Consider the following 25,718-nt stretch of genomic DNA (forward strand, 5'->3'; position numbering starts at 1 on the left):
TAGGGAGTCTTCCTCCAGTCTGTAGTTTTGTTTCGTCACTTAACTCATTCGACTTTTGGGGAGGTACTCCTTTTTTCGTGCCTTGAAAACCTTGCGAGACTAAGGGTTCAAATTATGAAATTGACTCGGTTAGGTAAATATATGAAAAATCTTATTATTGGTATAGGGAGTTTCTTGTTGCTCAGCTTGTTAGTTGGTTGTCAGGGTTCAATTGAAAGTGAAACAGGTGCGAACGGTCAAGAAGAAGTTTTTTTAAGAATTGGGCATGACAGTTCAGCAGACCACCCTTCAAATGTCGCGCTAGAAACATTTAAAGAAAATATTGAAAGCGCTTCAGAGGGGAGGATCAAGGTGGAGATCTTTCCGCATGCTCAATTAGGAAATGCCGCTGAGATGATGGAACAAACCCGTCGGGGGGATTTAGAGATGTCATTGGGGGCGACCGTACACTACACTTCAATCCCGGAATTCCAAGTGTTTAATAGTTTTTATATGTTTGAGGATGCTCCCCATGCTCATCGCGTGTTAGATGGAGAAGCAGTACAAAATTTACTCAATGTTTTGGAGCCAAACGGATTAACTGGAATAGGGTTCATGGAAATTGGCTTTCGGAACTTCTCGAATAATTCAAGACCTATCGAAACGAAAGAGGACGTTAGCGGTTTAAGAATAAGAGGCTATAACCCTATACAAATTAAGGGGTGGGAATCACTTGGTGTCTCCCTTACAAGTATAGATTGGGCTGAAATGTTCACTTCCTTACAACAGGGTTTAATTGATGGTCAAGAAAGTGCAACTATAAGTTTTTACGATGAGAGGTTTTTTGAAGCACAGGATTATTTATCTGTAACGAACCATATTTACACCCCTTATCTTTGGTATGCAAACAAGAGCTTTATGGAGTCTTTATCTGAAGACGATAAGCAACTTATTTTAGCGGAAGCAAGCAAGGCCATTGAGATGCAACGTGATCTTATGACTCAGCTGGAAGAGGAAACGTTAGCGATGCTGGAGCAAGAGGGTGTGCAAATAAATGAAGTGTCATTAGAAGAAAGAGACAGAATGGGCGAAGTTATGAATGAAGCAATTAGGGAAGATATCATAAGTCAAGTAGGGGCAGAACTGTATGAGGAGTTTATGGAACAAGTAGAAGAAGAAAGGCATTAATTTCACCACATGAGCATCTATATTAAGTATTTTTCGGGCTTTAAGGGAGGGGGATGAGAATGTGAAAAGGACGTTTCTATGGTTAGAGAAGAATTTAGAACCGATCTTCATTGTTGTTCTATTTTTCGCCATGACCCTGCTTATTTCTTTACAAGTGGTACTCCGTTTTGGATTTAATACAGGGTTTTCAGGGGCTGAAGAGTTAGCTAGATTTATATTTATTTGGATCATGTACTTTAGCTTCTCCTATGCTACCCGTAATCAGGCTCATATTAATATAAATTTGTTTGTTAACCAATTTAAGTCCAGTGTACAAAAAGCATTGCTTATTTTAGCTGATTTATTATTTTTAATATTCTCCATCATCATTTTCATTTCGGTCATTCGAGTATCTTTATCTACTATGGAATATAATATTAAATCGGCCAGTTTGGATATTACGATGAATGTCATGTACGGTGCAGGGGTAATCGGTTTTTTGCTAATAAATCTGCGCTTGATTCAAAATATTTGGTGGAAAGTGAAGAATGTAAAACAGCCTATTAAGTCCTTTAGAGAAAGAGCAGGTCTGGACAGGGAAAACATCTTTACGCGGTCTCTGGCAAAGGAGGAGAGAAAATGACATTCTTACTTTTATTTGGCACGTTCATCTTGTTTCTCCTGCTTTCCGTACCGATTGGAATAGCACTTGGTCTTTCGTCTGTTGTAACAATTTTAGGGACAAACATTATAGGTATGGACACGTTTACTCAAAGAATGATAGAAGGATTAAATAACTTTCCTCTTCTGGCAGTGCCGCTATTTGCGTTCGCAGGGGATATTATGGGTAGAGGGGGGATAGCTAAACGGTTACTGAATTTGGCTAATATATTTTTTGGAAGGATAACAGGAGGGTTAGGTGTTGTTACCGTAATTGCATGTTTGTTTTTTGCTGCGATCTCGGGAACTGGATCGGCCACTGTAGCTGCTATCGGGTTAATTATGATACCGGCTATGATAGCAAAAGGGTATGCCCCTCCTTTTGCAACTGCTTTAGTAGCTACTTCAGGAACTGTTGGTACGTTAATTCCTCCCAGTGTAACAATGATTATTTACGCTGTTACCGCGGGCGTTTCAGTAACACAGATGTTTGCCGCTGGAATAGGCCCCGGATTGTTAGTAGGAATTGCATTGATTACGTTTACTCTTTATTATGCAAATAAGCATAAATATAAAGGTGAAGAAAATCAGTACACGGTAAAAGAAGCTTTTGTCATCTTTCTCAAAGCAATTCCGGCTCTGCTTGTGCCGGTTATTGTACTTGGTGGAATATATGGTGGGATATTTACACCAACTGAAGCTGCTGGAGCTGCTTGTATATATGGGATTATTCTCAGTGTCTTTGTTTATAAGGAAATAAAGATAACGGAGCTTCCCTACTTTGCTTTTAATGCCTGTATGCTAAGCGCTGCGGTTCTGCTTATTATTGGGATGTCCGCTGGTTTTGGATTAATCCTTACGGTAACACAGCTACCAGTAACAATCTCAAGTTTTATTATAGATATCGGAACAAACATGATAGTGATTCTGCTATTAATCAATGTTCTTTTACTGATTACGGGTACATTCATGGAGACCAATGCGGCTATTGTGATCTTGACCCCAATACTGTTGCCTATCGTCACAGCGGTTGGAGTGGACCCAGTTCATTTTGGTTTGATTATGGTTCTAAACTTGGCAATTGGGTTTATTACACCACCATTGGGTGCCAATTTATTTATGGCAACAAAAGTAAGTAATGTCTCATATGAAACTCTCGCTAAATCGATCATTCCATGGATTTTTGTCATGATCGTGGTTTTGCTGTTAGTAACCTTTATTCCGAGTATATCATTATATCTGCCGAGTATTTTAAGGTAATGCAAAAGGGATATTGTTTCATTGGTAATAAAAAACTAAGATTTAAACAAAACCCCGTCTAATATCAGGACGGGGTTAGGCGTATTTGGGGCAGTGATAATAAATCTTCTTATGTAGATGAGATCGCGCCGGGACGAAATCATAGATTTGCAGCTCCAAAAAGAGTGCTGGTAGCGTCATTATGAAAATGTTTACTTTTTTGGCTGTCTGTACAGATCTACCGCCTGATCCAAAAAGGTGACGTATTTTTCAATGTAATCGTTTGGTTTTATAATTTTAACTTTGTTACCGAAGCCGGCTAAAAACTGATAGGCAAAAGGGCTCTCCGGTAGTTCAATGGTCGTCAGGTAACTGCCTGATGGCTCTTTCGTAACCGCCCTCTTTCCGTAGCGTTCGATAAATTGATCTCTGACAGAAACATCTAGCATTAGCTGAACACGAACCAAAGGTGGTTCGTTGCGCTGTGTTTGTTCTATAAGCTCGGGATCAGTCCGTGGGGTAAAAAAGCCACCTTTTTCAATATGTAATATCCTCGCTAATTTAAATGTCCGGTAGTCGTTTCGTTCCACGCTGTAACCGAACAGGTACCACTGCATCTCACTTACCTGCATCTTATAAGGTTCGACGACTCTGGCAGTTTTGTTTCCCTTTTGGTCGACATATTCAATTTTTACTAGCTGGTGGTTCTCGATTGCTTGCCTGATCAAAGAAATATCTTCCTTCATTTCTCTCCTTCCCGGCCAATCGTAAAAAGATAAATCTAGTTTGGGAGAAATATCTGCGCTGGTCATTCCTTTGATTTTTTGTATAGTAGCTTGAATTTCCTGGTTTTGAATCAGTTGCTCAAAGCCGCCTAAAGCTACGAGGATATTTTCGATATCCTGTTGATTCAGTAGTCGTTTATCGAATTTATATTCTTCCATCAGCGCATATCCCCCTTCTGCTCCATATTCCGCATAAATAGGGATGTTCGCATAACTTAATGCTTCCATATCACGCTGAATCGTGCGTCTCGTTACATGAAAAAGCCGACTGAATTCTGATGCCGGAACAACTTCTCGTTGTAACAAGATCATGACGATAGAGATAAGCCGCTCAATCTTTTTCATAGTAACCTCCCATATACGACATACATATGTCGCCTATATCCCATTATACTTCAACTATAAAAAGGAGGGAATCAATAATGAAATCAATCACATATTTACAATTTAATGGGGAAGCAGAAGAGGTGTTATCCTTTTATGAAGAGGCATTACAAGCAACAAGTGTGCAAAAAGTCAGGTTTGATGCTTTCGTTCAAAATCCAAATGCCCCGATGACGGCAGAAGAGCAAAACATGATTATGGAAGCACGTATTGAGTTCTTTGGCAACAGTTTAATGCTCTCTGATGTACCGCCGTCGATGCAGGCTGTGATGGGAGAAATCACAAAGGGAAATAGCGTGTTAATCAGTATCATTGATGCTGATCCAGAAATGAATGCACGAAGCTTTGAAAAGCTTGTGGAAGGGGGGACGGTGATCATGCCGTTATCGTCAACACCATGGTCAGCAAGTTTTGGAATCGTAATTGATCAATTCGGGGTGATGTGGAAGTTCAATAGTGATGCGAGTAAGTTTCTGGATAACTTCTTAAAATAGACTTGTCTATTAAAAGCCCTGAGATTTAGGTATCCAGGGCTTATTTCTGCTAAGATATAGGTAGAGCCAGGCTCCTATATAGTTGGTTGGCATTTTTTAAGTTGTTCGTCTATTCCGTTCCTTTCAGACATTCACTCACATAAATCCCATTCACTTTTTCTAACCTGATAGGACTGTATTCTTCAAATTTCAGTTTTGCACGTGTGACAATGCCAGAAATGAAAAATGTTAAAGGGAGCGGGGTTTTTTACATGGGCTCAATAATGGAAATGGCGCGTATACTATTCCCTCTTATCGTAGTAGCGGGGATTGCAGCCTTTGTGATTAAAAGGCTGCAAGCTAAACATAAACAAGGCACTCTCGGTCAGAAAAAATCGAAAAGCGCGCAATCCCTGTTAGATAGTTTAATACCATTGGGGATGCTGGCAGGTACGGCCATTAGTGTGATTGTTAGCATGTTCGTCCAAATCCCGTTCCTGTCTATTATTAGTTTAGGGGCCGGTGCAGGTTTATTAGTTGGCTATTTTGCTTATGAAATGTATAGCAGGAAGGAGTAAATGAATAAAAAAGCAGCCATGTACTAAGGGCAGAATCAACTCCCTGGGTAAAGGCTCAGCCTGTAAAAATGACGATTACAGGCCAAGTATGAGGGCAATTCTTCAGCTCAAAGACTTCTTATTATGATCAAACAAATCGATTATTTGAATAGCTTATCAATCTGTTCCCGGTCATCGTCTAACATCCAATCATTTAGCTCTTCATAAAGTGAATGCAAATCTTCCTTCCTTGAGGCGATAACGTCACAGCCCCGGTCATCGTATAGGTGATAAATCATGTTCCTTGTAAGATTTACAAAATAAATGTCAATACCAGGACGGTAGAGCCCTTTTAGTATTTGACATGGATGGGGAAAATCCTCATAACTAAGGGCACGTAAGAGTGGTTTATAACGAACGTCACTTTTTTTACACGAGAGAGCAAAGCGGTGCGTAACCATTTCTTCATCATCTTCCCCATCTTCCAAGAAAACACTTGGTCCAACCCTATGCTGCAATTTTCGCCTTCGTTCCTTGTCTGTTATATATTTTTGATAGATCTTTGTTGGTCTTTTTTGTAAAAAGGGATTGTTCCTCTCACAATGAATATCAGTGACCAGTATCAGTTCATCGGTATCTTGAAAAACGTAATTGAAAATACGATTCATTCTTTCTTCTATTTGAAGAAGGTTGTTCTTGTCTTCATGCTGCACCGAAGGCATGGAAATTTCAAATCGGATGGCAAATTTCCATGAATAAAATAGAGGTGGTCTTAGAGCAAGGTTAGGAAAATGCTCTTTCATGAAGTGGGATAGAATGTCTATCATTATGTTCCTCCGACTAATCTAAGATAGGTTAAAAAATGCGTACGATGAACGATGTTAATGGGAGATGAAATCTTGAGAGTTTATAGCCTGTGTCAGGCTTGAAACGATTGTTACTTTATCAAAATCAATTCCCATTTCAATGACAGTTGGAGCTAATTCCGCCCTCATCCCTGAAAGAGTACATGAGACACCAATTAAATTCAGAGCGTCAATTAATTGAAACAGCTTCTGGGCTACAAGCCGGTCAATTGTTACCACACCCGACAAATCAACTAACAGCTGATTGATCCGCCTTATTTTACATTGTTCTAACGTATTTTTTAGCACATATTTTGCGCGGACGCTATCGATGTTTCCAACTAGTGGAAGGAGAGCTACCTTATCACTAAGTGAAATAACAGGGGAGCTTAGCTCATTTATCGTTTCCTCCTGTGCAGCAAGCATTGCTTTTGAGAACTTGTCATATTCCTCCGTAAACTCGGTAATGATGCGGCTGAACGCTTGTGTAATCCTACGTCTCCAGGACTCAACCTCTTCCGCTGAATACCGATTAGTATCGTGCTGAACAAATTCTTGAATCAGGTCGAGATACTGCTCCTGGGTGTGGAAGAACTCACGTAATATGAAATGAATTGGGGTTTTAAAATGTTCTTCATCTTTTGCGATCGAAATGATCCAATCTTTAAGGTAATGTAAAAAGGTCTCTTCATCCTCGATGAATAATGTACAAAAGCGTCTATGAAATTCGGTATTTTGTTCTTTTACTTTTTTAATGATATCCGGGTTGGTGGAAACGTAGATACCCGATGGATCACTTTTATCAAGAGATTGATACCAGTTTTCAGTTAACTGCGTAGTCCTGTTGAAAAAATAATCATATAGTTCTTTATTTCTTTCCATTATTCAACCTCCTCAGTAAATTTAACTTTAGTGACTCCATTATTCAATATGTAGGAAATGTCTTACCTCAATGATAAGGGAGACTTTACGATGAGGACAAGAAGAAATAAGAAGGGAGATAGGAAGGACCGTCTTACCTCCTGGACCTTCCTCCAATTAGTCAGAAGCAAAAATACGGCAACAGCTTCCTGCTAATGGTTTATCAGGAAGCTGCTTAAAGGATTTACTTTGAGGAATAACGAAAGCGTTCGACAATTTTAGTTAATTGGGCTACTTCAGTCGCGAGTAAGGCAGAATCATTGGCCAGTGTTTGGATCCCTGCCACGTTCGTTTCCATCGTTGAAGATGTTTCCTGAATCATATTCGTAAAGTCATGGGCGATGCTATTAATCTCTTTCATAATTTGCTCAAGCTTTTTCCCTTCTGCCATCACATCATGAGCAAAGGTTTGGTTGTTTTCGACCAACTCCTTTGTCTTTAGGGAACTTTCCTTTAACTCCGAGATCGTCTGACCGGCGAAGGACACGGTCTTCATGCCGTTCTTAATAAAGCTCATATTATTTTCGACCTGGAGAACGGCGTCGCTTAGATCACGCTGGGTGTGCTGTAAGGAGGACAAGACATCCTTGGCGAATTCATTTGTTCCTTCGGCTAACTTCCTTACCTCTGTCGCCACCACACCGAAACCTTTCCCGGCTTCGCCGGCGCGGGCTGCTTCAATAGATGCATTTAGGGCAAGCAAATTTGTTTGTTCGGCAATATCAGTAATTGATGATACTTTATTCATCACTGCATCCGCTTCATCGGCAATTTTTTTAATCTTTTCTGCCGTACACTTTACATCTTCCTCAATCGTTCTCATTATCGTGGTGGTGGAGAGTACCGCGTCCTCTCCTTTTTTAGCGGTGATAAGTGCTTGGTCGGCGCCGGTAACCGCTTTGTTTACTTCATTGGCCATGCTGCCTGCCTTCTTCATCATTTCATTCACCATTTGGTGGGCGAGATTCACTGATCCTTGCTGCTGCTCCGAGCCGCCTTGAAAGGTTTGCATCGTTGCGGATATTTGCTGAAAGGCAGCTGATAACCGTTGTGAAGCGGCTTCCTGTTCATCACTGATATGGCTAACGGTCTTGATCGAGCTTTCGATGCTTTTTATAATGGAGCGAAAGCCTAAAATGACTTTATTGATTTCATAGCCAATTTGATGAAACTCGTTTCTTCGGCCGACCGTCTTAACTTCCGCACTCAGGTCACCGGAGGAAATCGAACGGGTTACGGCGTACCAGCTTCTTAAATGGCTGATCAGAATACGATGGAAAAAGAGACTAAAAATGAAAGCGGTACCAAATGTGCACAGAAAAACAATGATCATGTCTGATGTTGTGCCGCCGACCAGCCTTGATGCTATTCCCGCTGAAAGAGCCGCAACGCCATTTAAAGTAGCAAAAAGCAAGCCGAGAAACGGCTTGTGAATTAATCTCCCCATTCTTAAGCTATATTGTTTTCCATTCTTATCCTGAAATAGCGGACATGAGGCGTCAATCAAAACTTCGCCTGTATTTCTCGGATATAGCTGAAGGAGCGGCTGCGCGGACCGGGCGGCTTTAAGCCCGACGTCGTCAGTGAAATAGGTCCCCTCGCGTAATCTGTTCGTATGAACAATGCCCTTTCCAGAATGGTCTACAATAACGAAAAACTCATCCTGTTCTAATTCAGCATCCAAAATCTTGCGAATAGCTTCAGCCTGGCTTTCTAATGATTTTGTGGGATCGAGCCTGCCCTGTATTAATTTAGCGACATTCCGTACCTTTTGCAGTCCTTTTTTTGCATGAGAAGAAGTAAGCAATCGACTCATCATTGACCATCCCCTTTATTCCCTATTTATAGAAATGTTCTATGTTTTTTACAAAAGTCCTGTTTCTTTATTCGTAATTGAACGAGCCTGAGGCTTTTTCTATTGAGTAAGAGGGCCTAATGTAGATTTGGCGTTCAATTAGGTTCGGATCTTTATTCCTATTAACTTTGAAAAACTGTGAAATTTGGTTTGAAGAGAAGAAGAAGGGGAAGTAAACAATTAGTTTGCCGGGTTTCTTTTAAAATTGTACATAAGACGAAGTAGCATTCTTTCTCAAATCTAAACGGATGGAGAAGTAATAAGAAAGAAACCTTGCGGAACATAAACTTGCAAAAGGGGAATGACAGATGAAAAACAGGTTGCTTTCTTTTTTTGTTTCCATTCTGGTATTGGGAGGAGTCGCTGTCTTGCTTTCTGCCTGTGAAACGGGGAATACTTCGAGTGACGAAGAAAATGTGCAGGCAGAAGGAGTGGTACAACTTGAATTCTGGACGTTCTGGGGTTCTGAACAGCGGCGTCCGATTATTGAAAAGATCGTGGACGATTTTAATCAAATGCAAAATGAGATCCATGTGAAGCATGTCTATCAACCATGGGGCGACATTTGGACGAAGTCTTTAGCTGCGATCGCGGCAGGGAATCCGCCGGATGTCATCATTCAGGATATTAACTCGGTAAGGCAGCGGGCGGAAGCGAATCAGGCTGTTAATTTACAGCCGTTCATTGAGCAGGAAAGCGAAGAAATTCAGGAGCGTTTTTACCCGCATTTATGGGATGCTGTTTTATATGAAGAGGAAGCCTATGCGCTGCCATTTAACACGGATACACAGGTGCTTTTTTACAATAAGGATATGTTTGAAGAAGCGGGACTGGACCCGGATAGTCCGCCAACGACATGGGAGGAGCTGGAGGAGGCCGCGGCTGCTCTCGATAAGAAAAACGGAGACCAATGGGAAACAATCGGGTTTTATCCATTGTGGGATCTCGGGGCAGATGTATGGAGCTTGAATGCGGATAATGGGACAGGCTGGTTTAACGAGGATGGGGAAGTTGCGATTCATACCCCAGAAAAAGTAGAAGCGTTGAACTGGATCGTTGATTGGCAGGAGAGAATCGGCAGGGACACGATTGAGCGCTATCAAGCGGAATTCGGTTCCGGGATTGCTGATCCTTTTGTCTCAGGTCTAGTGGCGATGCGTGGCCAAAACATCAACAATTTTACAAGTCTGAAAGAGCATGCTGGGGAGCTCAATTTTGGAGTTGCCCCGTTACCTGAGAGAAGCGAAGGTTCCGGTCACCACTCCTGGGGCGGCGGGTTTGTCGCTGAAATTCCTTATGGAGCTGAGCATCCGGAGGCATCGTGGGAGTTTATCAAATATGTAACAGACAATGCCCCTCAGGAATTTTGGGGAGCGAACGGGTTTGATGTGATGGCAAATCAGCATGCCAATGAAAGACTGGCTGAACGTGCTGATTTAACAGAGGAAGAACGAATGGTATATGAGCTGGCCCATCAAAATTTGGAATGGACTGTTTTAACGCCTGTACCGTTAACTGCACCGGACTATAACTCGCTTCACAACTCTTATATTGACGAAATTTTATTAGGCAGACTGAGCCCGGAGGAAGGCTTGGCTAAATCGCAGGAGGCCGTCGAAGGGTTAGTACAGCAGCATCAATAACAGTCAATGTACGGGTTACCCGGATAAAGATGTGGTAGCCCGTTTCATTTCCATATTCTATCGAAAAGCGGGGAAGAAAAGTGGGAGGAAAGATAATCGGATTGAACAGACTGTCGTTACGCAGGCGGGAAACATTATGGGGCTGGTTATTCATCTCCCCATTTATTATTGGTTTCTGCCTGTTTATGTTAGGTCCCATGCTGTTCTCGTTAATTGGGAGCTTCACGAACTATAATATTACGTCGCGAATGGATTTTATCGGGTTGAATAACTATAAACAAATGTTTACAGCGGACAAGCTATTCTGGACGTCACTGCTTAATACGCTTTATTATGTCGTGTTTATCGTTCCGTTGACGGCGCTCGGAGCAGTGTTGATGGCGGTTCTGTTAAACCAGAAGATAAAAGGAATGAAAGTCTATCGAACGATCTTTTACTTGCCGGCTGTGCTTTCTGGGGTAGCCGTGTACATATTATGGATGCAGTTGCTGTCACCATCGACCGGGCTGATTAATACCGTGCTGAATTGGTTTCACATTGAGGGGCCGTCATGGCTGTTTGATCCGGAATGGACAAAGCCGGCGTTGATCATGATGAGGCTTTGGAGCATCGGTGGCACGATGCTGCTTTATTTGGCAACATTGCAAAATGTTCCTGCACAGCTTTATGAATCCGCTGAGCTTGATGGGGCGAACGCATGGAAGAGGTTCCGGCATATTACTTTGCCATTAATAACGCCGATTATTTTCTTTGATGTTGTCACGACGACAATTGGTGCTTTCCAAATTTTTCAGGAAGCGTATGTAATGACTGAAAACGGAACAGGCGGACCGGCGAATTCTCTGCTGTTTTACAATCTGCATATGTGGAATAAAGCTTTCGTGGGTTTTGACATGGGATATGCGATGGCGATGTCGTGGATTCTGTTTTTTATCGTATTCGTTCTGACAGTGATCAATCTTAAATTGGCACCGCGCTGGGTTCATTATGAAGGAGGGCGGCAATAATGGAAGCGAAAAACTATGTACAGAGTGAGGAACAGCTGGCGTCTCAGACTGTAAACAGTCACCGTACATCACAGGCTGAAGCGGCAAGTCCCTCCCTTAAACTGAGGAGGCTTTTTCAGAACAGAAAAGTGAAAAAACGGCTCTCTCACGCGGTCATCTCGCTGCTGCTTATTGCGATCAGCATCGTCCTGCTGACCCCGATTTACTGGATGGTCATTACATCATTAAAGCCAATGTCGGAAATTATGCAATTTCCGCCGACGATATTTCCGAAAGAAATCGTCTGGTCCAACTATCTGGATACGTTGCAGGCATTTCCTTTCCTGCGCTATACAGCAAACACGTTATTTATTACCGCTTTTGTCGTACTGGGCAATATTCTGTCCAACTCTTTTATCGCCTACGGGTTTGCAAAAATATCATTTCCAGGACGCAATTTTGTCTTTGCCCTCGTCTTAGCGACGATGATGATTCCGGGCTTTGTGACATTGATTCCGCAATACATTCTTTTTACAAAGCTTGGTTGGGTCGGGACATACTTACCATTGATTGTTCCTGCCTTTTTTGGCAGTGCCTTTTTCATTTTTTTGATGAGGCAGTTTTATATGTCGATTAGTAACGAACTGATCGAAGCAGCGAAGATTGACGGTGCGAGCCATTTTTACATTTGGAGAAAAATTATGCTGCCGTTGACGAAGCCGGCTTTAGTGACGGTCGCTATTTTTTCGTTTAATGGAGTATGGAATGACTTCCTTGGACCGTTGCTTTATGTACACGATGAATCGATGTATACGCTGCAAATAGGCTTGCAGACTTTTGTTAGTCAGACGACAACGCAATGGAATTATTTAATGGCCGGCTCAACGATGGTGTTAATCCCGGTAATCGTTTTGTTCTTCATCTGCCAGAAATACTTTATTGAAGGGATGGATTTGACCGCGGGGTCAAAGGGATAACAAGTCCAGAAACGAAGGAAAGGAAGTGACATCATGGAGCCTAAGGGGCTAACGGGATTGTTATTTCGGGGAATGGAATGGCTGACACGACTGGCGGCTTTGAACCTGACATGGCTTCTTTACTCTCTTCCTGTTTTCACGGTCATACCGGCGACGGCAGCCTTGTTTGATGTCATTTACAAATGGGAGGTAGAGGGGAGAGACCTGCCTGTTTATCAAACATTCAAAGCAAGCTTTAAACAGCATTTCGGTACGAGCTATAAGGTCGGCGTCCCTCTTTGTATCATTGGCTTCATTATCGGCATAGACCTTTGGTTTATCGATTCTCTTGGGCAGAGCTGGATGCTTGTTTTCAAATATATGCTTTACACGTTAACGGTTGTCTTCCTGCTTTTTTCCATTTACTGCTTTCCAATCTACGTCCGCCTGCAACGAAGCTGGTACAAGGTTTATATGGCGGCTCTGGTCGTAAGCCTGAGCCGGCCTTTCGTGAGCATCGTCCTGCTCTTTCAACTACTTATTCTTGGGGCCGTATTGCTCTATTGGCCTTCGCTCCTGTTGTTTTTCTCGATGAGTGTACCTGGCTTACTGGCGTCAAAGGCGGTTGCATTAACGGTGGAAAAATATACTCTGTCTTCACGGGTATTGTAGCCTTGGTTGCACTCTTGGACAGGGCTGCTTTTATGTGGGAAGCGGATGAGGCAAAATGAGCTGTGATGTATTGGCAGCAGCTTCATTCGCGACGGGGTTTAAATGGTTAGTGGGTCTCATTTATTACTTAATGGCCGGGCAAAGGATAAAGAAACCTTTGTCCCGGCCCCTTGCTGATAGAGACCTATTAAACTCGTTGCGCTTCTTTCCTTACATGACGGGTGTTGCGTCCTAACACATTTCTTGCCATATACTTATGGAAGAACCACTCGCCACCGGCAATAATCACTGCTGAAATGAGCGCCGCGAGCAGAAGGTTGACGGCCGGATAGAGCATCTCCCCTATGACCCATATCCCGACAAATGCCAGTCCGAGATCAGCGATCGTGGCGACGCCATTGCCAAGTGAAGGGAAGATCCATAAATCGCCAAGTACATACGCTCCCGCTGTTAAAATCAAGCTTGTCACCAGAATGTTAGAAAAGGATACACCCCATACACCAAGTACGATGAACAATACGAGCGTGATCATCGCAAATTTAATGATCAAAGCTTTTAAATGTTCCATTTTGCATATCTCCTTTCCTTTTTTAGATTCTACGGTTCGCCAATTTAAGATTGGCTGTTGACAGGCACGTCAAGCGCCTTGTTTGCTTTTTTGATGTCGTGATCCAACTGTTCCTTAATATCATAGGCATGGTACATTTCGTTTTCAATCATATACGTCGCAACCTTGTGGTGAAGATCAATCGCATCATTTAATTGTTTTTTTACGATGCTGTGTACTTCCGGTGTGGCGATTTCCGTCAGGGCGACGGCATAATTCCGGACAGCAGCCTTAGCAGAAACTAACAGGTCGGTTGCAATCACTTCATCATTAATTACTTCCTTGTTGTTTACCTTATCTAAGATACTGGCCATTCTTCACCCTCCTACTTGGCTTTTTCTAAAATCTCTTTTAATTCCGTAATCGCCTGCTGAGATACTTTCACATCCTCTTCCAAAAGCCTTTTTAACTTTTTATCGGATGCGAAGCCTTGCATCATCGCAGATTTTACAGCGCATGCCGATTTGACTGTAATCATTTCATGGATTTCCAACCGTTCGTGTTCAGCGTATTTCTGTTGAGCCAAGGTGACACCTCCTTCTGTGGTGACTTAGTAATGAGAGATACCACGTCTGGACAAAATCAAAACAACTTAAAGCAAAACAGGGCATTGTTACTATCTTCTTGCTTGTGACAGATCTAACGCAATCGGAAAGAAATTTGCCGGAGAGCTGTGTGATAAGCTGGGTAGTAAAGGGGGCGTGGGAAATGAAAATCAATCGAATTGATCATGTAGGAATCATCGTCAACGATCTTCCAGCGGTGAAAGCATTTTTTCTTGAGTTCGGCCTTGAAATGATGGGAGAGATGGAAGTGGAAGGAGAGTGGGTGGAGCGGATCATAGGTCTTCAGAACGTTAAAGAGGAAGTTGCTATGTTGCGTACGCCGGACGGTGAGGCAAATATAGAACTGGTGAAATTTCACACGCCGACAGATGGAGCCGGGATACAGCACCCTTTGGCAAATACATTGGGAATCCGCCATATTGCCTTCGCTGTTGAAGATATGGAAGCCCTTGTGATGAAATTAAAAAAGAAGGGTGGAGAATTGATTGGTGAGATACAAGACTATAAAAACGCTTATAAATTATGCTATATTCGTGGGCCTGAGGGAATTATTTTAGAGCTGGCAGAGCAAATCAACTAAACGATTTAAACTTCAATTTCTATCATCATCATAGTTATGACTATGAAATTGATGGAGCTGAATTGAAAGGAGAGTTTATGCTTCCTTTGTAGTTGAAGGGAAAATGATTGATTTATAAACAGGGCGGCTATAACGAACGTTTCACCTCAGACGAGGCTACCCTCCTTTTGGTTTGAAAATAAATAGAGTAAAGCAGGACGTAGAAGAGCCCGGGAAAACAATGACCTTTTCCTCCGGGCTCTTCTATTAATTGAACATCTCTATTTTATTGTTTTGATGAACATCTTCCGTTCCGGCGTCCAATGCTGTTTTGTAATAGGAGCATTTGTGCTCGATCACTTCCATTGTTTGTTGCAGTTCCTTCATTTTTGCTTCGACGGCGGCTTTTCGTTCCAGGAACATTTCATATCTTTTTTGCAGGGTGGAATCTCCTTCCATGCACCAGTTAATGAAATTTTTTATCTCTTTAATCGGCATTCCGGTCGCTTTCAAACATTCAATCACCTTTAACGCACTGATATCAGATTGTTTAAACAACCGTTTTCCCCCGGCTGTCCGTTCCACAAAAGGAATAAGTCCTTCCTTATCGTAGTAGCGCAACGTATAGACTGTAAGGTTCAATTCTTTAGCAACCTCGCTGATCGAATAGGTCTTCATCTTTTCTCTCCCTTCAGCCCAGATAGACTTCGAGTTAACTTTAGATTTGAGGGGATTCTATCATTGGATATGTCAGCCGTCAATGTTCATGCTTAATCGGCCTAGCTGGCTAAAAGGCTGCTGGAACTATTTTGATAAATTACTTGACCTAGAGTTAGCTATAAGTATTACGATTATATTGTGAAGAGAACGTATCAGTCTCTTTTACAGTCTATATTTTGGGAGGTTTTATCAATGATAACGGCTAAAGCACGGGCTGTCGATGGTCCGGACAAATCCTTTCGCCCAGCTGAAATTAAGCGGCGCGAGCTTGATGTGCATGATGTTTTAATTGAAATTAAATATTCGGGAATCTGCCATTCTGATATTCATACTGCACATGGGGAGTGGGGGCCGGTCGAGTATCCGCTCGTACCCGGACATGAGATAGCCGGAATTGTAACCGATGTTGGCGCCGAGGTGACAAAGTATAAAGCTGGTGACCGGGTAGGGGTAGGTTGTATGGTGGATTCCTGCGGCGAATGTGAGAATTGCCGTAAGGGGGAAGAACAGTACTGTCTGAAAGGCAATATCCCTACCTACGCTGGTGTCGACAAATATGGTGAGTATACGCAAGGGGGTTATTCTACTCATATTGTTGTAACAGAGGACTTTGTCGTGAGCATCCCTGATAACATAGAACTTGATGCGGCTGCACCATTGCTGTGCGCAGGCATTACGACATATTCACCATTAAATCATTGGGGAGCCGGGCCAGGTAAGAAGGTGGCGGTTGTTGGTATGGGAGGACTTGGTCATATGGCGGTCAAGATCGCCCACGCCATGGGGGCGGAAGTGACGATTCTCTCCCAAACATTAAAGAAAAAAGAAGACGGCCTGCAATTCGGGGCAGTCAATTACTTTGCGACGAGCGAGCCGGAGACATTCGAGAAGCTGGCCGGTACATTTGATTTGATCATTAACACCGTCAGTGCAAAAATTGATATTAGTGCATACCTTTCCCTGTTAACGCTCGATGGAACGCTGGTAAACGTCGGTGCGCCTGCCGAGCCGCTAGAAGTAAACGCGTTCTCCTTGATCGGCCACCGCCGTTCCTTTGCAGGCTCGATGATCGGCGGCATCCGCGAAACACAGGAAATGCTCGATTTTTGCGGGAAGCATAGCATTGCTCCTCAGGTTGAAGTCATATCTGCCGATCAAATTGACGAGGCGTACAAACGAGTATTAGCGTCGGATGTCAAATACTGTTTTGTTATTGATATTAGTACGATGTAAGCTTGTGATCATGAGATAAACGTGAGACAAACCTATTGGGCATGGCTAACAGCCCAGAAGCCCGTTGTGAGAAATTCACTTACAACGGGCATGAAAAGATCGTGAAGATTCCGCAGGCTTAACAGGCCGGGGTACTCAGATTGACGGGAAAAGGCTAGGAGAAATGACCTTTATCGTAGGGGTTTTTATGAATATCTTCTGCATTTATTCAGCTCAACTATACCTTTAAAATTTCTATATACCCTTTTGTCCCATCAACACGAATCCTCTGTCCATCTTTTATAAGTTTCGTGGCGTTTTCGACTCCGACTACGCCGGGGAGCCCGTATTCCCGTGTTATGACTGCTCCGTGAGTCGTGAAGCCTCCTACTTCAGTAACGAGTCCACTTATAGTCACAAAGAGCGGAGTCCAGCTTGGGTCAGTGAATTGGGTAATCAGAATATCCCCCTTCTCCAGCTGGGCTTCTTCTACGGATAGAATAACGCGTGCCCGTCCCTCAACGATACCAGATGAAACCGGAATGCCCGACAATGCTCCTTCCGGTATATCCTTCGTTGAGTAACGGACAGGAGGAACAAATCCAGCTGAAGTCAGTATACGAGGCGGGGTAAGCTTTTCAAAATGGATATAATCCTTCTTTCTTTCTTCAATGAGAGAGTAGTCCAGTTCATTCGTCTTCACAACTTGCAATAATTCATCGAAATACAGATAGAAAATATCCTCCCTTTCTTTAATAATCCCTTGATTAACCAAAGTTTCTGCTTCTTTCAGTAATGCCTTTTTATATATTTGATAGCGGCGGACAATATAATACTTTGGTTCTTCTCGATAGCCGATAAAATTGCGAAGAAAGCTGATACGCTTCATAACCTTTTTTATTCTTTTTTCTCGGCTGTTGTGATTTCGCAATCGATCAATAATGTTATCCTGCGTTTTCTTTGCATCAAGTTTGCCCTCGTAGAACCTTTGTCTATGCTCTCCTGGTTGTAAAACATGAATATTGTTTAACAGAACAGGAATTAGCTGAGTGGGCTTTTCTTCAAATCGATCTTTAGTAATATCTATCTCTCCAGGGCATCGCATGCCGAATTTTCTTAAAAAGTGTCCAAACATTTTCCTTACTTCTTTGCCGCCTTGTAGCCTTTCCATTTCCTCGAAAAAGCGTTCATCATCGGGCTTAGTAGAAATGAACGCAATAACATCTGGATATTGACGGATCATATCGGCAATATCTCCAAGGGCCAGCCCCATTTCGGTCGTAATGTTATGATCCAGTGATTTTGAAAGAATGTCTGCTATGTTCCTATCGCCTAACCACTTCTCTATATTTTTATTCAGCCAATTATTAACAAGAATAGCTGCTATTATAGCGCCTAGTATGATTGGATTATAGGCCATTGCTAATAAATGATCACGGTCATGCTCGATGAACTTGAGAGCTTGCTCGCCGGAGAGTTCTGAAAGCTGTTTGTCTAATTCAATCAGTTCATTTTCAAATTGCTTTAATACTTCCACCAAGACCGACGGATCATTTTTGTTATACATTCTTACAGCCTCTATCATAGTGGAGGCTGTGAAGATTCCTCCTTTAACATTTCTTTTTCCCTGGGGCAGAGACGCCATGAATGCTTTATCTTCCAACAGGCTTTTAATCGCTCCCTGAATGAGGGGATCTTGTTGTCCCGTTGCTGATAGTAAACGGATACGGCCTATTTTGGAGGAAAGATCGTGGGTAATATCAGCGAAAAGTCTGCCTCCTATCCTGTCTAAGGAAGTTTCTGAGATCATTTCAAAAAAGGACATTCCAAGGGGGTTCATAGTGTCCGTCATCATTTGGGTATGTCCAATTGACATATATACACGTGGCTTCTTCTTTCCTTTGATTGGAGGCAGCGGAAATAACGTTGTAATAGGACGGCTTTGAACAATATAAAATTCATTATCAGCCAAACACCATTCAATATCTTGAGGAGAATTAAAGTGCGCCTCGATTTTTTTACCTATGCGGGCAAGCTGGAGTATCTGCATATCTGAGAGGACGCTCTTAGGCTCTTTACTCTTCTCAATTTTATGTTCGCTGATTCCCCCATGTAATAGAGGTTTGATCTCCATTTCTTGTGTACCTAGCTTTCGTTCAGTGATAGTACCGTTCTGTATTTTGTGAATATCTGGATTAACTAAACCTGAAACTAGAGCTTCCCCGAGTCCGAAACCGGCATCAATCGTCACTGACTTTCTATCGGACGTCATCGGGTCTGCCGTAAACATAATGCCTGATGCTTGAGGGAAAACCATTTCTTGGATGATGACAGACAGAAAGACTTTCCGATGATCGAACCCATTTTGTATACGGTAGGTGACCGCCCGCTCGGTAAATAACGATGCCCAACATTTTATCACGTGCTGAAGAATATGATTCTCTCCTTTGATATTTAAATACGTATCTTGTTGACCAGCGAAGGAGGCAAATGGCAGATCCTCTGCAGTTGAGCTGGAACGAATGGCATAGGCCTCCTGGCTTTCAGATAAAGACAGGGCCTGTTTAATTTCGTTTTCTACAATCTTAGGCATTCTGCTACCTTCAATTGTTAAACGAATTTCCTTACTGATTTCTGAAATTTGGGCCTTATCTGTTGCTTTTAGACCGACCAGCCTTTCAAACAAGCCGGTTAGTTCCGGCAGGTTTTCTATAGCTTCTTTGTATGCTTTAGTGGTCACACAGAATCCGTCAGGTATCTTTAGGCCATCAATCTGTAACAGTTTACCAATATTTAATCCTTTACCGCCAACAGACTTAAGCGTTGTATGATCTATTTCTGAAAAGCGTAAAATATAAGGCTCCACTATTCATCCTCCAGTTAGTTTTGTAATATGCGTTATTGAATTTCATAATAGAGTTTGGAACCGCGACTGTCAATATGTTTTGAAATTTTTGTTCGATAATTTCAAAACCGTGGTATAATAATGGTCAGGTGATGAAGATGAATGGTTATCAAAAAAGAACGAATATGAAGAAAGAGTCTATTATTGATGCAGCTCGTGAACTTTTTACACAACGCGGAGTTAAAGAAGTTAGTATAAGTGAAATCGCTAAAAAAGCAGGCGTTTCCCAAGTATCAATTTATAATTATTTTGGGGATAAGAATATGCTTGCAAAAAAAGCACTTATCTCATATGTCGAGAAATATATGGAGCGCTATGAGGAGATTTTGAGAAAAGATGTTCCTTTTACAGATAAGTTAACGATGATTATGAGTGAAAAAAATGATGCGATCTTAGAAATAAGCGGCTCCTACTTTAGTGAATACGCATGGGAGGATCAGACCATGCAACAGGTAGTTCAAGAAGTCATGGAAACAAAAGCGAAGTCGCTTTATATAAAATTTATAGAACTGGGAAAAGAAGAAGGAGCAATCGATGATGCAATTCCGAACGAGGTGATACTTTCTTACCTGTTCTCGATAATAGCAGTTATGCAACAGTCTGATTTTATGAAAACCGATCCGGAATACAAGATGGGAATTCTAAAATTAACGTTATATGGCATACTGGGAAAAGAGGAGGACTCCACTTATTAGCCTTTTCTTAACCCGCATTTTCATTTGCAAGTCTCCTCATTAATTAAAGAGTCATTACGCGCGAAGATAGGTCTGCTCTTATGAAAAGTGCTGATGCTTTGACACGTAAAACTTTAACTGTTCTCAATTTCAGCTGTTCTATTGCTCTCACCGCAGAGCAGGGGGCAACCAGTGAAAAATAGAACGATGAACGTGTAAGGAAAGCAAAGCCTGGCAATCCTTGATCTTGTTGTTGGAAAATAAATGAAAATGAGGGGGGAGCTCATATGGCAAAGGAAACTAAGGAGCTGTTGTCCGAGGATCGCGACGAATTGCTCGAAACAGTAAAGGACCGTTTTGAAAAAAACATGAATCGTCATCAGGGAATTGACTGGGCAAAGGTGCAAGCAAAGCTTGAGGCCCATCCGGAAAAGCTGTGGTCCCTTTATGAGATGGAGAGGACCTGTGGTGAGCCGGATGTAGTTGGTTATGACCAGGACTCGGACGAGTACATTTTTTATGACTGTTCAGCGGAAAGTCCTAAAGGACGCAGAAGTGTTTGTTACGACCGCGAAGCACTGGAATCAAGGAAAAAGCACAAGCCGGAAAATAGCGCGGTTGATATGGCTGATGCTATGGGCGTTGAACTGTTAACGGAAGCACAGTACCGGGAGCTCCAGGATTTTGGCGAGTTTGATTTGAAAACATCGAGCTGGGTGAAAACACCTGCTCATATAAGGGAGCACGGCGGGGCGATTTTTTGCGATCGCCGCTATCATACCGTTTTTATGTATCATAATGGAGCGGAATCGTACTATGCGGCCAGAGGATTCCGCAGCGTGCTCAGAGTGTAAAACTTGAGATCACTTAGAGAGTGCAGCCGGGCTGTCCTGTTTTTCAGGGTGGACCGGCGTTCTTTGAATTAATGTATCAAATTGTGATATATGTATAGACATATATATCAGATTGTGATATATTTTCTTTAAATAAATATATCGTTATGTGATATATCTTCGAGTGATATATGGGGGTGATCAGTTGAAGACAACTGAGCAATTAACGGATTCAATGTTTTATATTATGGCTGCTTTAACGAAACCGAGGCATGGCTACGCGATTATGAATTTAATTGAAGAAACGACAAAAGGAGCGATTACGATAGGCCCGGCTTCGATGTATACCATTATTAAAAAGTTATTAAAGCAGGAGTGGATTTATTTACATGATGGGTCGGATTCCCGACGCAAAACCTATTTGCTGACGGAGACGGGCAGGGAAGTTTTGGAGGAAGATCTGAAGCTGAGAAAGCTGATGATTCAATTAGCGGAAAATGGATTGAAGGAGGGAGAAGAATGAAAAAAACAAAATATATTATGTCAGGCGGATTGGCTTTTGCCGAGGAGAAGGATATGGAGAGACTGCGCCGTTTTTCGTTAGAGGGCTGGCATGTCAATGACTTTAAATTTATGGGGTATACGCTTGAAAAAGGAGAAAGCTCAGATTATATCTACAGTATAGATTATCGCTCTTTAAAAGAAGACGAAAAGGAGGAGTACTTTGACTTCTTTTCAACTGCCGGCTGGACGCATGTTGCTTCGGAAGGAAATATTCATTTATTTCGATCATACCCGGGTACAAAGCCGATTTACAGTGATCGTGACACAACCGTTGAGAAGTATGAGAATGTAAATCGTTCTATGAGGGTGCTGGCAATGCCACTCGCTGTGCTGACTGTGCTCGTCTGGCTCGGAACGGTGATAAGCACTGGTACCTTAAAATCCGTTCTTCAAGTAGTAGCTGTTATTCTCACAATCATTGCCATCCCCGCAACCTGGACGGTAATCGCCACATACAGCAACAAATGGAAGAGCAAAGGAAAGAAAGGGGCAGCAAACGTATTGAACATGGTACCATTTCTTCTTTTCATCCTTGCGGTGATGGTCGTGGCATTTGTTGATGGTTCAAGGAGCGCTCTTCACCTCCTGGCGTATATGGTCATTGGAGCGGTCGCTTTTCCAACCGCTATTTGGGTCGTTATGTCTCTTTATCATAAAGTGAAGGGCAAGAGAGCTTAGGGTAGAGGTGAGCCGGGAAAGAAATACAACCGTTATTTTGAGATGTTCTTTTCAAAATAACGGTTTTTTGCTGTATAAATAAAAAGGTTGCACAATATTTTTATCGTGTATATAATGTATATATGTTATATGTACAATATATACAGGTTTTGGTTATATTCAAGCTTGGATCTAGAAAGAATGAACATAAGAGACGGGCGAGGTGAAGTTTTACATGACAGGCATGGAAAACCACGTATCGCTTAGCGCTTTTTCATCTGTTTATAACTGTTCAAGTTACAGCGATTGTGTGTCAGGCAGTGATGGATATAGAGCAACGCTGATTACCAATAAATAAAGAAGAGGGATTGACATGCAAATTATTATTTCCAACAGTACGAAGGAGCCGATTTATGAACAAATTACGAACCAAATTAAATCGCTCATTTTAGCAGGGGAGCTACAGGAAGGCACGGCATTACCTTCGATACGCCAGCTCGCCAAGGATTTACAAATTAGTGTGATTACGACGAAACGTGCTTATGAAGAGTTGGAGAAAGCGGGCTTTATATACTCCATCGTCGGAAAAGGTTCATTTGTCGCTGAGCAGAATTTAGAGGTCATTCGAGAGAAGAAGCTGAAGGTCATTGAGGAACAGCTCACTGCGGTAATCACAAATAGCAGGGAAATCGGACTGTCGCTTGATGAGCTGCAGCAATTACTGAAGATTTTGTATGAGGAGTGAAGAGAGATGGAACATGTAGTGGAAATGAAAAATGTGAGTAAAACTTTCAATGGGTTTTCCGTTCATAATATGAATTTAGGGGTGAAACAGGGGTTTGTGACCGGGTTTATCGGCGCGAATGGGGCCGGTAAATCGACGACGATCAAGATGATGATGAATTTGTTAAAGCCCGATGGCGGTGAGGTTAAAGTTTTTGGTCTGGATTACAGGACGCACGAGAAGGCGATTAAGGAGCGCATCGGCTTCGTCTATGATGGCAATGTCTTTTATGAAGGATTGAACTTAAAGGATATTAAGCGGATTGTCGGGCCGGCATATAAAAGCTGGGATGACGCGTTATTTCACCGCTATGTGGAACGATTTGAACTGCCGCTGAACAAAGCGATTAAAACGTTCTCGAAGGGAATGCAGATGAAAGCATCGCTGGCGATCGCTCTTTCCCATGATGCCGAGCTGATTATCATGGATGAGCCGACAGCAGGATTGGATCCGATTTTTCGGCGGGAGCTGCTGGATCTGTTGCAGGAATTAATGCTTGATGGCCGGCGTACGATTTTCTTCTCGACGCATATTACGACAGATCTAGACCGAATCGCCGATTACATCGCCTTTATCCAGAAAGGGGAAATCGTGTTCAACCAGTCGATTCATGATGTAGCAGAAAATTATGCACTCGTTAAAGGGGGCGTCGAGCTGCTGGATCGGGACACGGAAAAAGCCTTTGTCCGTATTCATCGGGCGCCGACGGGATTTGAGGCGTTAACAGATAATATTGGAGCGGTGAAAGAAACGTTCGGAAACACTGTGGTGATTGAACGCGCCTCTTTGGAGGATATTATGTACTACTTGAAAGGGGAGAAACAGCATGTTTAACTTAATCAGACGTGATCTTATCCTGCAGAAAAAGCTGCTTCTTATCTATGTTCTTATGGTGGTGTTCTTTGTCATGATGGATAAACATCCGGCATTTACGTTTCTGATTGCCAGTATACTGATCCCCTTTAATACGTATACGTACGATGAAAGAGCGGAGACAAATATATTATTAAATTCTTTGCCTTACACCAGGAAGGAAATTATCGCCTCGCGCTATCTTGGCGCCATCGCTTATATGGGGGTGGGCATGGCGGTGGCAAGCGTGGCGTTATTTGTCTTCAACAAACCGTTTACGCCGACTGATATGGCGATTGGCGGCGGCCTGTTTCTAGTGTTTGCATCATTTACCTTTCCGATGTTCTATATTTTTAAACCGGGCTATATTTCAATGGTTGTCCTGATCAGCTTTCTCGTTTTGTCAGCGGTAGGACCGAGCGTTTTCATGTTTTTCGCTGAACGCATGACGACTATTACCAACTTTATGGCCAGCTTATCGATGCCGGCTCTATATATGGGAGCGACCACTGTCATCCTCGCTGTCTATGCCGTTTCCTGGAGCGTGACAACGATCATTTATCAGCGAAAGGTATTTTAGAAGGCTGATTATTAAACTGTGATAGTTCTGGGCTGGGTAAAAAGGGGGTTCTACCTTTTGCCCAGCCCTTTATGTACTACCGACAGACCCTGCTATCCTTACGGCACGTTGTCTAGCGGAAAGGATAGATTTCTTCATTGTAGGGCTACCATCAATATGGTACAGTTTTACTATTCCAGCAGTTTTATGGGATAGCTGTAGCTGGCCAAAAATGCTACTGGTATGACATTTGACTTATTAACAAAGAAAGGTGATCAGAAACGATGGAGAATCAGTATTTTGTGGGATGGGGAACGCTCGCCCTTATTAATGCAGGGTTAGCGCAAGGAAAGAACAGGTCCGGACTCAATTGGTTTTTTATTTCATTGCTGTTGGGACCTATCGCGACCTTGTTGCTCGTCATTCAAGAAAAGCTGCCGGGAAAAAGGTAGAGGTCTGCGGGCGGCAGCCCCAAGAAGGTGAGATCAGGATCTTGACACCTTTCTAAGTGTGCCATAAGGAGGCATTCGCAACCTTATAATTCTTGAAGTGCGTCCCACATTTTTGTGGCTGTTTTCCAATTGCGTACAGTGATTGATTGATAGATGTCTTTTTTTACTAGCTTACTAAGATAGCTTTTCGTATAATCTGGATTGCCAGGTCCCGGTCTGCGGTAATAAATGGCATGTGAACCTTGCCACGCCATATCAATTCCCTGGCGTACCATCACTTCTTTCATGACCTGATCAGACGTTACATCAAGTAAAAATAGAACATCATAGCGATAGTCCGTTGCTTGCGATTCCTCTCCATACCCGTGTGGAGCCTCCTCGATAATCGCACGATAGGTCTTAGCGTCCAGGGCTAACACTTTGATTAAGCTGCTGTCCAATTTAAAATTATTTGCGACGATTGTTTCAATTTGCCTGGCCAGTTCTTGAGCAGACAGTTCGGACTGCAATACAATATTTCCGCTTTGAATATAGGTATGGACGTTTTCGCAGCCGTTTTCATGCAGGGATGTGCGAAGGTCGGCCATTTTGATTTTATTTTTTCCGCCAACATTAATGCCCCGCAGATAGACAACATAGCTTTCCATGAGGT

At 42.5% G+C, this 25,718-nt stretch carries 29 protein-coding genes; 19 read left to right on the forward strand and 10 right to left on the reverse strand.

Annotated elements, in window-relative coordinates; genetic code table 11:
- Nucleotides 1-114: 114 nt before the first annotated feature.
- The 3 genes from M3212_RS19185 to M3212_RS19195 all read left to right on the forward strand — a co-directional run bounded on the left by M3212_RS19185 (nucleotide 115) and on the right by M3212_RS19195 (nucleotide 3,066).
- Nucleotides 115-1,167, forward strand: a complete 1,053-nt coding sequence (locus M3212_RS19185) for a TRAP transporter substrate-binding protein (RefSeq protein WP_251195566.1) — start codon at nucleotides 115-117, stop codon at nucleotides 1,165-1,167.
- Nucleotides 1,168-1,228: 61 nt separating this feature from the next.
- Entirely contained in the window at nucleotides 1,229-1,789 is a 561-nt protein-coding gene (locus M3212_RS19190; RefSeq protein WP_251195567.1) for a TRAP transporter small permease, read from the forward strand.
- Nucleotides 1,786-3,066: a TRAP transporter large permease gene (locus tag M3212_RS19195; protein WP_251195568.1), complete on the forward strand. Its 1,281-nt coding sequence runs from the start codon at nucleotides 1,786-1,788 to the stop codon at nucleotides 3,064-3,066. Before M3212_RS19190 ends, M3212_RS19195 begins: the two co-directional genes overlap by 4 nt.
- A 191-nt stretch (nucleotides 3,067-3,257) precedes the next feature.
- On the opposite strand, the gene M3212_RS19200 is transcribed toward M3212_RS19195, so the two are convergent.
- Nucleotides 3,258-4,175, reverse strand: coding sequence for a helix-turn-helix transcriptional regulator (locus tag M3212_RS19200; RefSeq protein WP_251195569.1), 918 nt, complete (start codon nucleotides 4,173-4,175; stop codon nucleotides 3,258-3,260).
- A gap of 77 nt (nucleotides 4,176-4,252) precedes the next feature.
- Between M3212_RS19200 and M3212_RS19205 the strand changes: the two genes are divergently transcribed.
- Nucleotides 4,253-4,708 (forward strand): VOC family protein, encoded by a 456-nt coding sequence (locus M3212_RS19205; RefSeq protein ID WP_251195570.1) that lies wholly within the window; start codon nucleotides 4,253-4,255, stop codon nucleotides 4,706-4,708.
- 263 nt (nucleotides 4,709-4,971) lie between these two features.
- Nucleotides 4,972-5,265, forward strand: a complete 294-nt coding sequence (locus tag M3212_RS19210) for a hypothetical protein (RefSeq protein WP_251195611.1) — start codon at nucleotides 4,972-4,974, stop codon at nucleotides 5,263-5,265.
- Nucleotides 5,266-5,405: 140 nt separating this feature from the next.
- Here M3212_RS19210 and M3212_RS19215 read toward each other — a convergent pair whose 3' ends face one another.
- The 3 genes from M3212_RS19215 to M3212_RS19225 all read right to left on the reverse strand — a co-directional run bounded on the left by M3212_RS19215 (nucleotide 5,406) and on the right by M3212_RS19225 (nucleotide 8,826).
- Nucleotides 5,406-6,071, reverse strand: a complete 666-nt coding sequence (locus tag M3212_RS19215; protein ID WP_251195571.1) for a DUF3885 domain-containing protein — start codon at nucleotides 6,069-6,071, stop codon at nucleotides 5,406-5,408.
- 54 nt (nucleotides 6,072-6,125) lie between these two features.
- Nucleotides 6,126-6,971: an STAS domain-containing protein gene (locus tag M3212_RS19220; RefSeq protein ID WP_251195572.1), complete on the reverse strand. Its 846-nt coding sequence runs from the start codon at nucleotides 6,969-6,971 to the stop codon at nucleotides 6,126-6,128.
- A 223-nt stretch (nucleotides 6,972-7,194) separates the two neighbouring features.
- Nucleotides 7,195-8,826: a methyl-accepting chemotaxis protein gene (locus M3212_RS19225; RefSeq protein WP_251195573.1), complete on the reverse strand. Its 1,632-nt coding sequence runs from the start codon at nucleotides 8,824-8,826 to the stop codon at nucleotides 7,195-7,197.
- A 347-nt stretch (nucleotides 8,827-9,173) separates the two neighbouring features.
- Between M3212_RS19225 and M3212_RS19230 the strand changes: the two genes are divergently transcribed.
- From M3212_RS19230 to M3212_RS19245, 4 genes are all read left to right on the forward strand, one after another.
- Nucleotides 9,174-10,508: an ABC transporter substrate-binding protein gene (locus M3212_RS19230; protein WP_251195574.1), complete on the forward strand. Its 1,335-nt coding sequence runs from the start codon at nucleotides 9,174-9,176 to the stop codon at nucleotides 10,506-10,508.
- Between the two features lie 80 nt (nucleotides 10,509-10,588).
- A complete protein-coding gene (locus M3212_RS19235; RefSeq protein ID WP_349774211.1) occupies nucleotides 10,589-11,515 on the forward strand; it encodes a carbohydrate ABC transporter permease in 927 nt (308 codons plus the stop codon).
- Entirely contained in the window at nucleotides 11,515-12,471 is a 957-nt protein-coding gene (locus M3212_RS19240; protein WP_251195575.1) for a carbohydrate ABC transporter permease, read from the forward strand. The genes M3212_RS19235 and M3212_RS19240 overlap by 1 nt, the downstream gene beginning before the upstream one ends.
- A gap of 33 nt (nucleotides 12,472-12,504) precedes the next feature.
- The gene (locus tag M3212_RS19245) at nucleotides 12,505-13,122 is read left to right on the forward strand and encodes a YesL family protein (protein WP_251195576.1); all 618 of its coding nucleotides are present in this window, start codon (nucleotides 12,505-12,507) and stop codon (nucleotides 13,120-13,122) included.
- 187 nt (nucleotides 13,123-13,309) lie between these two features.
- Here the strand turns inward: M3212_RS19245 and M3212_RS19250 are convergent, their stop codons facing one another.
- The 3 genes from M3212_RS19250 to M3212_RS19260 are packed head-to-tail and all read right to left on the reverse strand — an operon-like array spanning nucleotide 13,310 to nucleotide 14,255.
- Nucleotides 13,310-13,690 carry a YndM family protein gene (locus M3212_RS19250; RefSeq protein WP_251195577.1) on the reverse strand — a complete coding sequence of 127 codons (381 nt, stop codon included), beginning with the start codon at nucleotides 13,688-13,690 and terminating at the stop codon, nucleotides 13,310-13,312.
- Nucleotides 13,691-13,734: 44 nt separating this feature from the next.
- The gene (locus tag M3212_RS19255; protein ID WP_251195578.1) at nucleotides 13,735-14,043 is read right to left on the reverse strand and encodes a spore coat protein; all 309 of its coding nucleotides are present in this window, start codon (nucleotides 14,041-14,043) and stop codon (nucleotides 13,735-13,737) included.
- Between the two features lie 11 nt (nucleotides 14,044-14,054).
- Nucleotides 14,055-14,255, reverse strand: a complete 201-nt coding sequence (locus tag M3212_RS19260; protein ID WP_251195579.1) for a hypothetical protein — start codon at nucleotides 14,253-14,255, stop codon at nucleotides 14,055-14,057.
- 182 nt (nucleotides 14,256-14,437) lie between these two features.
- Here M3212_RS19260 and M3212_RS19265 point away from each other — a divergent pair, with 182 nt between their 5' ends.
- Nucleotides 14,438-14,875, forward strand: coding sequence for a VOC family protein (locus tag M3212_RS19265; RefSeq protein ID WP_251195580.1), 438 nt, complete (start codon nucleotides 14,438-14,440; stop codon nucleotides 14,873-14,875).
- Between the two features lie 246 nt (nucleotides 14,876-15,121).
- Here M3212_RS19265 and M3212_RS19270 read toward each other — a convergent pair whose 3' ends face one another.
- On the reverse strand, nucleotides 15,122-15,532 hold the full coding sequence (locus tag M3212_RS19270) for a MerR family transcriptional regulator (protein WP_251195581.1): 411 nt from the start codon (nucleotides 15,530-15,532) through the stop codon (nucleotides 15,122-15,124).
- A gap of 234 nt (nucleotides 15,533-15,766) precedes the next feature.
- Between M3212_RS19270 and M3212_RS19275 the strand changes: the two genes are divergently transcribed.
- A complete protein-coding gene (locus M3212_RS19275) occupies nucleotides 15,767-16,807 on the forward strand; it encodes an NAD(P)-dependent alcohol dehydrogenase (RefSeq protein ID WP_251195582.1) in 1,041 nt (346 codons plus the stop codon).
- 217 nt (nucleotides 16,808-17,024) lie between these two features.
- On the opposite strand, the gene ppsA is transcribed toward M3212_RS19275, so the two are convergent.
- A complete protein-coding gene (ppsA, locus tag M3212_RS19280; protein ID WP_251195583.1) occupies nucleotides 17,025-19,652 on the reverse strand; it encodes a phosphoenolpyruvate synthase in 2,628 nt (875 codons plus the stop codon).
- A 137-nt stretch (nucleotides 19,653-19,789) separates the two neighbouring features.
- Here ppsA and M3212_RS19285 point away from each other — a divergent pair, with 137 nt between their 5' ends.
- The 8 genes from M3212_RS19285 to M3212_RS19320 all read left to right on the forward strand — a co-directional run bounded on the left by M3212_RS19285 (nucleotide 19,790) and on the right by M3212_RS19320 (nucleotide 25,066).
- A complete protein-coding gene (locus tag M3212_RS19285; RefSeq protein WP_251195584.1) occupies nucleotides 19,790-20,386 on the forward strand; it encodes a TetR/AcrR family transcriptional regulator in 597 nt (198 codons plus the stop codon).
- Nucleotides 20,387-20,652: 266 nt separating this feature from the next.
- A complete protein-coding gene (locus M3212_RS19290; RefSeq protein ID WP_251195585.1) occupies nucleotides 20,653-21,219 on the forward strand; it encodes a DUF4256 domain-containing protein in 567 nt (188 codons plus the stop codon).
- A 184-nt stretch (nucleotides 21,220-21,403) separates the two neighbouring features.
- Complete coding sequence (locus M3212_RS19295) at nucleotides 21,404-21,721, forward strand: PadR family transcriptional regulator (RefSeq protein WP_251195586.1); 318 nt, start codon at nucleotides 21,404-21,406, stop codon at nucleotides 21,719-21,721.
- Complete coding sequence (locus M3212_RS19300) at nucleotides 21,718-22,440, forward strand: DUF2812 domain-containing protein (RefSeq protein WP_251195587.1); 723 nt, start codon at nucleotides 21,718-21,720, stop codon at nucleotides 22,438-22,440. Before M3212_RS19295 ends, M3212_RS19300 begins: the two co-directional genes overlap by 4 nt.
- A gap of 352 nt (nucleotides 22,441-22,792) precedes the next feature.
- Nucleotides 22,793-23,164 carry a GntR family transcriptional regulator gene (locus M3212_RS19305; protein WP_251195588.1) on the forward strand — a complete coding sequence of 124 codons (372 nt, stop codon included), beginning with the start codon at nucleotides 22,793-22,795 and terminating at the stop codon, nucleotides 23,162-23,164.
- 6 nt (nucleotides 23,165-23,170) lie between these two features.
- Entirely contained in the window at nucleotides 23,171-24,037 is an 867-nt protein-coding gene (locus M3212_RS19310) for an ABC transporter ATP-binding protein (RefSeq protein WP_251195589.1), read from the forward strand.
- On the forward strand, nucleotides 24,030-24,635 hold the full coding sequence (locus tag M3212_RS19315) for an ABC-2 transporter permease (RefSeq protein ID WP_251195590.1): 606 nt from the start codon (nucleotides 24,030-24,032) through the stop codon (nucleotides 24,633-24,635). Before M3212_RS19310 ends, M3212_RS19315 begins: the two co-directional genes overlap by 8 nt.
- Before the next feature lie 263 nt (nucleotides 24,636-24,898).
- The gene (locus M3212_RS19320) at nucleotides 24,899-25,066 is read left to right on the forward strand and encodes a hypothetical protein (RefSeq protein ID WP_251195591.1); all 168 of its coding nucleotides are present in this window, start codon (nucleotides 24,899-24,901) and stop codon (nucleotides 25,064-25,066) included.
- An 83-nt stretch (nucleotides 25,067-25,149) separates the two neighbouring features.
- On the opposite strand, the gene M3212_RS19325 is transcribed toward M3212_RS19320, so the two are convergent.
- A complete protein-coding gene (locus tag M3212_RS19325) occupies nucleotides 25,150-25,713 on the reverse strand; it encodes a DUF1697 domain-containing protein (protein ID WP_251195592.1) in 564 nt (187 codons plus the stop codon).
- Between the last annotated feature and the right edge of the window lie 5 nt (nucleotides 25,714-25,718).

The organism is Halalkalibacter oceani (genome assembly GCF_023715705.1).
Classification (GTDB): domain Bacteria; phylum Bacillota; class Bacilli; order Bacillales; family Bacillaceae_D; genus Halalkalibacter; species Halalkalibacter oceani_A.